The organism is Quisquiliibacterium transsilvanicum (genome assembly GCF_014202215.1).
Taxonomy (GTDB): Bacteria; Pseudomonadota; Gammaproteobacteria; order Burkholderiales; family Burkholderiaceae_E; genus Quisquiliibacterium; species Quisquiliibacterium transsilvanicum.
The window spans coordinates 1-5,395 of the sequence record NZ_JACHGB010000014.1 but is presented as its reverse complement, the minus strand read 5'-3'; the positions used below and the strand labels follow the sequence as shown (position 1 = coordinate 5,395).

2 tRNA genes and 3 rRNA genes are annotated in these 5,395 nt (G+C 53.9%); all 5 read right to left on the bottom strand.

What is annotated here, in order from left to right:
- Positions 1-4: 4 nt before the first annotated feature.
- Positions 5-118 (bottom strand): 5S ribosomal RNA (gene rrf, locus HNQ70_RS19855).
- Positions 119-310: 192 nt separating this feature from the next.
- Positions 311-3,187, bottom strand: a 23S ribosomal RNA gene (locus tag HNQ70_RS19850).
- Positions 3,188-3,449: 262 nt separating this feature from the next.
- Positions 3,450-3,525, bottom strand: a tRNA-Ala gene (locus HNQ70_RS19845).
- 10 nt (positions 3,526-3,535) lie between these two features.
- Positions 3,536-3,612: transfer RNA gene (locus HNQ70_RS19840), tRNA-Ile, on the bottom strand.
- 88 nt (positions 3,613-3,700) lie between these two features.
- Positions 3,701-5,231: ribosomal RNA gene (locus tag HNQ70_RS19835) — 16S ribosomal RNA — on the bottom strand.
- The 16S, 23S and 5S rRNA genes sit together here with 2 tRNA genes alongside, the layout of an rRNA operon.
- Between the last annotated feature and the right edge of the window lie 164 nt (positions 5,232-5,395).

Here is a 5,395-nt window from a genome sequence, read left to right as displayed (position 1 = left end):
ATTTGCCTGACGATGACCTACTTTCACGAGCGAGCTGCTCACTATCATCGGCGCAGAGGCGTTTCACGGTCCTGTTCGGGATGGGAAGGGGTGGTTCCACCACGCTATGGTCGTCAGGCATGACTTGTTGCCTGGCTGCCTTTTGGGGCAACCGGGCCAATTTGGAAGAAGATCGTATCAGTCTGTTCGACTGGAATTCTGTGACACGTCTGATGACGTGCGGGTTGTGGGTGTTGCATTCACAACGTTGCGGCAGCGCTTGCCGATCGGCAGCACGAGGCTGCCGGGCATATTTGCCATGCAAAGTTATAGGGTCAAGCCTCACGGGCAATTAGTACTGGTTAGCTTAACGCATTACTGCGCTTCCACACCCAGCCTATCAACGTCCTGGTCTCGAACGACCCTTCAGGGGGATCAAGTCCCCAGGGAGATCTCATCTTCAGGCGAGTTTCCCGCTTAGATGCTTTCAGCGGTTATCTCTTCCGCACTTAGCTACCCTGCGATGCCACTGGCGTGACAACAGGTACACCAGAGGTGCGTCCACTCCGGTCCTCTCGTACTAGGAGCAGGTCCCGTCAAATCTCCAACGCCCACAGCAGATAGGGACCAAACTGTCTCACGACGTTTTGAACCCAGCTCACGTACCTCTTTAAATGGCGAACAGCCATACCCTTGGGACCGGCTACAGCCCCAGGATGAGATGAGCCGACATCGAGGTGCCAAACACCGCCGTCGATATGAACTCTTGGGCGGTATCAGCCTGTTATCCCCAGAGTACCTTTTATCCGTTGAGCGATGGCCCTTCCATTCAGAACCACCGGATCACTAGGTCCTGCTTTCGCACCTGCTCGACTTGTCAGTCTCGCAGTTAAGCACGCTTTTGCCCTTGCACTTTAGGCACGATGTCCGACCGTACCAAGCGTACCTTCGAACTCCTCCGTTACGCTTTAGGAGGAGACCGCCCCAGTCAAACTGCCTACCATGCACTGTCCCCAACCCGGATAACGGGCCAAGGTTAGAACCGCAAACAAACCAGGGTGGTATTTCAAGGTTGGCTCCACGCAGACTAGCGTCCACGCTTCAAAGCCTCCCACCTATCCTACACAGATCGGTTCACAGTCCAATGCAAAGCTACAGTAAAGGTTCATGGGGTCTTTCCGTCTAGCTGCGGGTAGATTGCATCATCACAAACATTTCAACTTCGCTGAGTCTCGGGAGGAGACAGTGTGGCCATCGTTACGCCATTCGTGCAGGTCGGAACTTACCCGACAAGGAATTTCGCTACCTTAGGACCGTTATAGTTACGGCCGCCGTTTACCGGGGCTTCGATCAAGAGCTTGCACCCCATCACTTAACCTTCCGGCACCGGGCAGGCGTCACACCCTATACGTCCACTTTCGTGTTTGCAGAGTGCTGTGTTTTTGTTAAACAGTCGCAGCCACCGATTTTTTGCAACCTCTTCGCCCTCGTGTTGTTCACACTCAAGCTACAAAGGCACACCTTCTTCCGAAGTTACGGTGTCAATTTGCCGAGTTCCTTCTCCCGAGTTCTCTCAAGCGCCTGAGAATACTCATCTCGCGCACCAGTGTCGGTTTGCGGTACGGTCTTGCCAAACTGAAGCTTAGAGGCTTTTCTTGGGACCCCTTCCAATTGCTTCGCGAGCAAGCTCGCTCGTCTCAACCCCTCGGTATACGCCTGGCGGATTTACCTACCAGACACCTACAGGCCAAGAACCGGGACTTCCAACACCCGGACAACCTTTCACGATCCGTCCCCCCATCGCATTTGGCAATGGTGCAGGAATATTAACCTGCTTCCCATCAGCTACGGCTTTCGCCCTCACCTTAGGGGCCGACTCACCCTACGCCGATGAACGTTGCGTAGGAAACCTTGCGCTTACGGCGAGCGGGCTTTTCACCCGCTTTAACGCTACTCATGTCAGCATTCGCACTTCTGATATCTCCAGCAAGCCTTACGGCTCACCTTCACAGACTTACAGAACGCTCCCCTACCACTTGCCTTTCGGCAAATCCGCAGCTTCGGTGTACCGCTTAGCCCCGTTACATCTTCCGCGCAGGACGACTCGATCAGTGAGCTATTACGCTTTCTTTAAAGGGTGGCTGCTTCTAAGCCAACCTCCTGACTGTTTTAGCCTTCCCACTTCGTTTCCCACTTAGCGGTACTTTGGGACCTTAGCTGGCGGTCTGGGTTGTTTCCCTCTTGACGTCGGACGTTAGCACCCGACGTCTGTCTGCCGTGCTCATACTTCCGGGTATTCGGAGTTTGCTATGGCGAAGTAAGTCTCAATGACCCCTCCAACCATTACAGTGCTCTACCCCCCGGAGCAATACACGACGCACTACCTAAATAGTTTTCGGGGAGAACCAGCTATTTCCGGATTTGTTTAGCCTTTCACCCCTACCCACAGCTCATCCGCTACTTTTGCAACAGTAGTCGGTTCGGACCTCCAGTGCGTGTTACCGCACCTTCATCCTGGCCATGAGTAGATCATCCGGTTTCGGGTCTACACCTAGCGACTGGACGCCCTGTTCGGACTCGGTTTCCCTGCGCCTTCCCTATGCGGTTAAGCTCGCCACTAAATGTAAGTCGCTGACCCATTATACAAAAGGTACGCCGTCACCCTTTCGGGCTCCGACTGTTTGTATGCATGCGGTTTCAGGATCTATTTCACTCCCCTCCCGGGGTTCTTTTCGCCTTTCCCTCACGGTACTGGTTCACTATCGGTCGATCACGAGTATTTAGCCTTGGAGGATGGTCCCCCCATATTCAGACAGGATTTCACGTGTCCCGCCCTACTTGTCGTACGCTCAGTATCACCGATGGGTTTTCACATACGGGGCTATCACCCGCTATGGCCGGACTTTCCAGACCGTTCTGTTAACCAATCGACTATCACGTACAGGCTGTTCCGATTTCGCTCGCCACTACTTTCGGAATCTCGGTTGATTTCTTTTCCTGCAGCTACTTAGATGTTTCAGTTCGCTGCGTTCGCCTCCACACGCCTATGTATTCAGCGCGGGATGACCCTTGCGGGCCGGGTTGCCCCATTCGGAAATCTGCGGATCAAAGCTCGTTTGCCAGCTCCCCGCAGCTTATCGCAAGCTACTACGTCCTTCATCGCCTGTGATCGCCAAGGCATCCACCACATGCACTTATTCACTTGACCCTATAACTTTGCAGACCGTCCAGCGCAAACAGAACGATCCCAGGATCAAGCAAGCGTTGCCGCAATTCTCGGTTCATATCAAGAGAACAGAGATATGTTATGTATGCAATCACAACCCGTATCCAAATCAAAAAAGACTGAATACGATATCTTCTTCCAGATTGTTAAAGAACAGCCTTCATCCGAAGAATGAAGCGCAAACCGCCGCATATCGCTGCAGCTTGCGCTTCACACCTCTGGCACCCTGAGAACCACCGAAAACTGGTGGAGGTGAACGGGATCGAACCGATGACCCCCTGCTTGCAAAGCAGGTGCTCTCCCAGCTGAGCTACACCCCCAGGTAAACAATGGTGGGTCTGGATGGATTCGAACCATCGACCCCCGCCTTATCAAGACGGTGCTCTAACCGACTGAGCTACAGACCCAGTGCGTTTTGACCAGGGCAATAGACCCAGATGCTGTTCAACATGAACAACCGATAAGTGTGGACGCGAAGATTGGCGCCATCTCTAGAAAGGAGGTGATCCAGCCGCACCTTCCGATACGGCTACCTTGTTACGACTTCACCCCAGTCATGAGCCCTGCCGTGGTAATCGCCCTCCTTGCGGTTAGGCTAACTACTTCTGGCAAAACCCACTCCCATGGTGTGACGGGCGGTGTGTACAAGACCCGGGAACGTATTCACCGCGACATGCTGATCCGCGATTACTAGCGATTCCGACTTCATGCAGTCGAGTTGCAGACTGCAATCCGGACTACGATCGGCTTTATGGGATTGGCTCCCCCTCGCGGGTTGGCAACCCTCTGTACCGACCATTGTATGACGTGTGAAGCCCTACGCATAAGGGCCATGAGGACTTGACGTCATCCCCACCTTCCTCCGGTTTGTCACCGGCAGTCTCATTAGAGTGCCCTTGCGTAGCAACTAATGATAAGGGTTGCGCTCGTTGCGGGACTTAACCCAACATCTCACGACACGAGCTGACGACAGCCATGCAGCACCTGTGTTCAGGTTCCCTTTCGGGCACCCTCAAATCTCTTCGAGGTTCCTGACATGTCAAGCGTAGGTAAGGTTTTTCGCGTTGCATCGAATTAATCCACATCATCCACCGCTTGTGCGGGTCCCCGTCAATTCCTTTGAGTTTTAACCTTGCGGCCGTACTCCCCAGGCGGTCAACTTCACGCGTTAGCTGCGTTACCAAGGAAATGAATCCCCGACAACTAGTTGACATCGTTTAGGGCGTGGACTACCAGGGTATCTAATCCTGTTTGCTCCCCACGCTTTCGTGCCTGAGCGTCAGTGTTATCCCAGGAGGCTGCCTTCGCCATCGGTGTTCCTCCGCATCTCTACGCATTTCACTGCTACACGCGGAATTCCACCTCCCTCTGACACACTCTAGCCTTGCAGTCACGAATGCACTTCCCAGGTTGAGCCCGGGGCTTTCACATCCGTCTTACAAAGCCGCCTGCGCACGCTTTACGCCCAGTAATTCCGATTAACGCTTGCACCCTACGTATTACCGCGGCTGCTGGCACGTAGTTAGCCGGTGCTTATTCTGCAGGTACCGTCATCCGCGCATGGTATTAGCACGCACGATTTCTTCCCTGCCAAAAGTGCTTTACAACCCGAAGGCCTTCTTCACACACGCGGCATTGCTGGATCAGGCTTTCGCCCATTGTCCAAAATTCCCCACTGCTGCCTCCCGTAGGAGTCTGGGCCGTGTCTCAGTCCCAGTGTGACTGGTCGTCCTCTCAGACCAGTTACCGATCGCGGGCTTGGTAGGCCATTACCCCACCAACTACCTAATCGGACATCGGCTGCTCCAATAGCGCGAGGTCTTGCGATCCCCCGCTTTCCACCGTAGTGCGTATGCGGTATTAGCCAGTCTTTCGACTGGTTATCCCCCACTACTGGGTACATTCCGATGCATTACTCACCCGTTCGCCACTCGCCACCAGGGTTGCCCCCGTGCTGCCGTTCGACTTGCATGTGTAAGGCATGCCGCCAGCGTTCAATCTGAGCCAGGATCAAACTCTATAGTTCGATCTTTTGGTTTTTGCCCTCATCCCGAAGGACTCGAGCTCTCAAACGGAATCGACATCTTCAGTCATGCTTTCGCAATGACCGATGGATATCTTCTTACCGTGTGAGCGTTACGATTTTCCGAGACCACTGGCTCCGTCGTCCCGAAGGACTCCTTCGCCATG